5 protein-coding genes and 1 pseudogene are annotated in these 3,814 nt (G+C 64.6%); all 6 read left to right on the top strand.

Annotation, left to right across the window (positions count from 1 at the left end; genetic code table 11):
• Window positions 1-1,113: hypothetical protein (locus tag ACP5E6_RS16970; RefSeq protein ID WP_427956158.1), on the top strand; the 1,113-nt coding region annotated here is incomplete at its 5' end.
• Between the two features lie 14 nt (window positions 1,114-1,127).
• Window positions 1,128-1,529, top strand: a complete 402-nt coding sequence (locus ACP5E6_RS16965) for a hypothetical protein (RefSeq protein WP_427956157.1) — start codon at window positions 1,128-1,130, stop codon at window positions 1,527-1,529.
• Window positions 1,522-2,736, top strand: a complete 1,215-nt coding sequence (locus tag ACP5E6_RS16960; RefSeq protein WP_427956155.1) for a type IV pilus twitching motility protein PilT — start codon at window positions 1,522-1,524, stop codon at window positions 2,734-2,736. The genes ACP5E6_RS16965 and ACP5E6_RS16960 overlap by 8 nt, the downstream gene beginning before the upstream one ends.
• Window positions 2,726-2,974 (top strand): IcmT/TraK family protein, encoded by a 249-nt coding sequence (gene icmT / locus ACP5E6_RS16955; protein WP_427956152.1) that lies wholly within the window; start codon window positions 2,726-2,728, stop codon window positions 2,972-2,974. Before ACP5E6_RS16960 ends, icmT begins: the two co-directional genes overlap by 11 nt.
• A gap of 14 nt (window positions 2,975-2,988) precedes the next feature.
• A complete protein-coding gene (locus ACP5E6_RS16950; protein ID WP_427956150.1) occupies window positions 2,989-3,486 on the top strand; it encodes a hypothetical protein in 498 nt (165 codons plus the stop codon).
• Window positions 3,483-3,814: pseudogene (locus ACP5E6_RS16945) on the top strand (hypothetical protein); the annotation flags it as partial. The gene ACP5E6_RS16950 and the pseudogene ACP5E6_RS16945, both read left to right, overlap by 4 nt.

The following is a 3,814-nucleotide window of genomic DNA, read 5'->3' as shown; positions in this document are numbered from 1 at the left end:
CGCCGCGCCGTGCAGGAAGGTGTGAGCGAATTGTTCTTCGGCGATCAGCGGCCGGTGGTCGCGAAGATCGATTGGGAGTTCTGCACGGCGACCAACCACGTTCTCAACCCCCACGATCTCAAGGGGCTGCGAAAATTCCTGTTCGGCGATCACACCCAGCCCGCGAGCCCGCATCGGCACTGGCACAAGATCGGCCGGGTGCATCTGAAGGACAGGGAGTATCTGCGTTACGAGGTTACCGAGACCGAGATCCATGACGCATCGGAACTGCGCGGTCATGAGATCGTCCTGCGCCTGCTGCCCAATGTTCTGCCGGATATCCACTTCTATGAACTCGATCGCGAGTTGATGGACCATCTGCCCCGCAGCGGTCTCGTTCTGGTCAGTGGCGGCTCCGACAGCGACGCGACGGGTCTGATTGCAGCGTTGGTCCGCTGGGCCGTCGAGGATCGGAGCGTCGAGCATCGCGCCGTCATCTACGCCTTGACCGATTATTCCTTCACCCAGGAACTCCGGCCGATCGAGTGGGAAAAATCCTCCATCCTGCAGGTCGAGACCCCGCCCGGCGAACCGCTGAACCGGGCGATGGTTCACGCGACCTCGATCGGCGCGGACACCGTGGCGATCGGGTCCTGCACCGATCCGGCCACGATGGAAATCGCGCTCGCCCTCGCGGCAGAGGGCAAGCGCGTTTTCGTCGGCCTCGGGGCGAGCGGCGTGATGAACACGGTGGCGCGGGTCCTGGCCTTGCTGAGCCGGGGCAGGGGGGAGGATCATGCGCCAGGCTTGCCTGAACTCGCGTTGAACCTGCGCACGATCATCTCGCAAAAAATGGTCCGCAACCGGCAGGGGTCGATCTCGGCGCTGCAGGAATATCTCGTGGTCGGCCCGACCTTGCGCGAAGCTTTGCTCCAGTCCGCTCCAAGCGGCTGGCTGCTGCCGTTCCTGACGAATTTTCAGGCGGAAGGCGAGAGTTTTGCGTCCTGCGCCAGCGTCGCGCGCAACGCCGGCGTCATCAGCCCTGAAGTGTTCCGCCGGGTCGTGGCCGAAACCACCGCCCCGGTCATTCCCCGGCGGTCCGCGCGGACAGTCAAACCCACACAGGAGAAGTGACGATGACAAACGACATGCAGACCGGGATGATCCATCCCGACGATGCGGCGATCGACGATTTCGCGCTCGCCCTGAAACTGAAGATGGCTGAGGGCCGGGCCCGGGGACGGGGAGGGTGGCAAACCTGCCCGGTCCCGACGCTCGGGGCGCTGCTGCAGGAAGCGGTCATGAAGGGCGATCCCCGCGATGTCGCCACCTACGCGATGATGATCTGGCACAACACCCCCGGCAGATGCAGCCCGTTCAACGACGGTATCAGTCGGCCCGCTGATCTTGTCTGCGCCGAACAGGGACGGGGCAAGGAAAGCGTGGCGTTGGGCGATCTCCTTCAGCATCGCGTCACCATAGGGCGTACCACAGATGCGGGGCGCGCCATGAGCGGTGACTCGTCCGCTACGGGTGATCGCCATGAGTGACGCATCTCGCCACGAACTTCGTATCGTCCCCGCCGAAACCCCGCGAGAGGTTCCTTTAACGAGCGATCCGCTCATCTCAGCACTCGACACGGATCTCACCTTCGAGCCGATGCCGCCGCGGATGTACGAGCCGGACTGGAACCGGTTCATGGTCTGGGCGGCTGATCGCAACGTATCCGACATCAGGTTGCAGCCCTTCGCGCCGGCGTTCGTGCAACGCTACGGTCGTCTGCGGCCGGCTACCCCGCGCGACCTCACCATCCCCGAAGTCGAGACCGCCACCAACCTGTTCTACGGCGCGGACGGTATGGCAAGGCTCAAGCAGGGGATGGATTTCGACGTCAGCTACAAGGCGCGCCCCGAGCGCAATCGCTCGATCAGGTTCCGCGTCAACGCCACCGGATGCGAGACCCACGGCGTGGTCACGGTCTCGATCGTCGCCCGCGTGCTGCCCGAACGGGCACCGGATCTCTCGAGCCTCGACCTTGAACCCGAGATTCTGGCGGCCTACCGGATCAGCAAGGGCGTCGTCATCGTCAGCGGCGGCACCGAGAACGGCAAATCAACCCTGCTGGCCGCGATGATCCGCGCCATGCTGCTCGACCCCGCCGCCAATCTCTCGATCCTCGAATACGCCTCGCCGATCGAGTTCGTCTATGACGATGTGCGCGGGGCATCGGCATTGATCAGCCCCGCCGAGATCCCGCGCGAGCTGCCGAGTTTTGCCGCCGGCGCGCGCAATGCCAAGCGCCGCAATCCCAAGGTCGCGGTGCTCGGCGAGATCCGCGATGCCGAGACCATGGTGGTGATGTCGCAGATGGCGATCTCCGGCACCGCGATCTACGGCACGATGCACGCCGGATCGGTCGAGGAGACCACCCAGATCGCGGTCAGCCTCTGCCCGGTCAACGAGCGCAACGCTGTGGCGGTGCAACTGGGTCAATCGCTGCGCCTGATCATCAACCAACGTCTGGTTCCCTCGGTCGATGGCAAGCGCACGGCGCTCCGGGAGTTCCTCGTCTTCGACAAGCCGCTCAATCATCGGTTGGTCGGTGCCTCACCCGATGACTGGCCCCTGATCTGCCGCGAGGCGCTGCGGACCCAGGGCCAGAGTTTCTCGCTCGCGGCCGATCGGGCGCTCGCTGCGGGCAAGATTTCCGAGGAGACCGCGTTCTATTTCAAGAAGGAGTTCGGCGATGTGGCGTGACACGATGAAGCCGCTGCGACTGTTCATCATCGATGCCTGGGCCTTGGTCCCGGCCTTGATCTTCCTGCTCTACTGGTCGTTCACGACACTGATCATCGCGGTGATCGGGATCGTGTTTTTCGGGGTGATCGGCTGGTTCGGCGTCAATATCGTCGCGACCATGCGGATCCTGCGGCGCTGGTTCGTCGGGCCGTTGCGCCCTGCCGTGCCACGCGACCGCAAGCGTCGCTTCGTGTGAAGGGGGAAGCCGTCATGACATCTCCTTCCCCCGCTGAATCTCTTGTCGTGGTGCCTGGCTCGGGTCAGGCACGCTCCACGATTACCTATCTGAGCGAGGCGTTTTCCCAATTATTCGTCATGGGGAGGCGGCCGGTGCTGCTGCGCGACGCGGATAGTTGGCAGCCGACCGAGATCTCGCCGTTCCTCGCCTCCCATGCGAAGGGCCTGCTGCCGCTGTTTGTGATGGCCGGAAACGCCGTGTGGGCCGATCTCGGCGAAACGCCGTTCCCGGTGCGGATGCAGGATAGTGCGCGCGCTCTGGCCGGCATCGAACTGGTGTCGGTCGTCCCGCCGGATGGCAATCTGACCCCCTTGATGCTCGCGATGATGGAAGCGATCAGTCAGGTCGCCGACCAGACCGGCATTCTCGTCAACGAACTCGGCCCGTTGATCGAACGCGCCCCCGGCGCGGAATGGGTCGGCGCCAAGCTGGCGATGGTCCCAAAGCCAGCTTCGGGGGCGACGTCATGAGCTGTCCGGGCGCGTTCAGGGGCGCGCTCAGCTGCCTCTGTGCGATCCTGTCGACCACATCAGCCTGGGCTGGACCCTATCACGACGCGAACCGGCCGGTCATGGTCGCTGCGACGCCGCAGGCCGCGGACCACACGATCCGCTCCTGCATCGATGCCGCGGCCGGGCTGTATCATCTACCGCCCGCCCTGTTCATGATCCTCCTCCATGTCGAAGGGGGGCGTCCCGGCTTCGTCAGCGGCAACACCAACGGCACCGTCGATATCGGCCCGATGCAGATCAACCAGATCTGGCTCCCGACGCTGGCGCGTCACTGGCATGCCACGAC

The organism is Acidiphilium sp., from assembly GCF_049977125.1.
Taxonomy (GTDB): Bacteria; Pseudomonadota; Alphaproteobacteria; order Acetobacterales; family Acetobacteraceae; genus Acidiphilium.
The sequence above is the reverse complement of the archived record's forward strand: the minus strand, read 5'-3'. Positions and strand labels throughout refer to the sequence as shown.

What these genes read in the sequence shown, in the direction of transcription:
- ACP5E6_RS16965 (WP_427956157.1), top strand. Translation starts at nt 1,128, where the DNA reads ATGCAGACCGGGATGATCCATCCCGACGATGCGGCGATCGACGATTTC.
- ACP5E6_RS16960 (WP_427956155.1), top strand. Translation starts at nt 1,522, where the DNA reads ATGAGTGACGCATCTCGCCACGAACTTCGTATCGTCCCCGCCGAAACC.
- icmT (WP_427956152.1), top strand. Translation starts at nt 2,726, where the DNA reads ATGTGGCGTGACACGATGAAGCCGCTGCGACTGTTCATCATCGATGCC.
- ACP5E6_RS16950 (WP_427956150.1), top strand. Translation starts at nt 2,989, where the DNA reads ATGACATCTCCTTCCCCCGCTGAATCTCTTGTCGTGGTGCCTGGCTCG.